We start from the raw sequence: 499 nt of genomic DNA on the forward strand, positions 1-499 counted from the left end.
ACGCCACGGCGCAGGCCGCGCCCACCGGACTCGATCTCACCACCGACAGCGGCGTCTCGGCCACGGACAACATCACCAACAGCGCCACGCCCACCATCACCGGCAGCGCGGAGGCCGGCATCACCGTGCAGCTGTATGACGGCGACACCCTGGTCGGCAGCGCCACCAGCGACGCCAGCACCGGGGTCTGGAGCATCGCCAGCGCCGCGCTGGCCGACGGCGCGCACACGCTGACGGCCCGCACCGTCGACCTGGCCGGCAACATCTCGGCGCCGTCGGCGCCGCTGGTGGTGACCATCGACCGCGCCGCGCCGGGCGCCCCGGGCGCCCCGGTGCTCGACGCCGCGTCCGACACGGGCGTGTCCGACGCCGACAAGCTGACCAAGGATGCCACGCCGACCCTCACCGGCAGCGCCGAAGCCGGCGCCACCGTCAAGCTGTACGACGGCGCCACCCTGGTCGGCAGCGGCGTGGCCAACGCCGACGGCGTCTGGACCGT

General features: G+C 74.7%; 1 protein-coding gene. It reads left to right on the plus strand.

Features of this window, described 5'->3' with window-relative positions; genetic code table 11:
* Positions 1-499, plus strand: a 499-nt coding sequence (locus tag MRBLMU1_RS25495) for an Ig-like domain-containing protein (RefSeq protein ID WP_363507634.1), incomplete at both ends; no start/stop codon positions are given.

The organism is Burkholderia sp. LMU1-1-1.1 (assembly GCF_040675865.1).
Classification (GTDB): Bacteria; Pseudomonadota; Gammaproteobacteria; order Burkholderiales; family Burkholderiaceae_D; genus Rugamonas.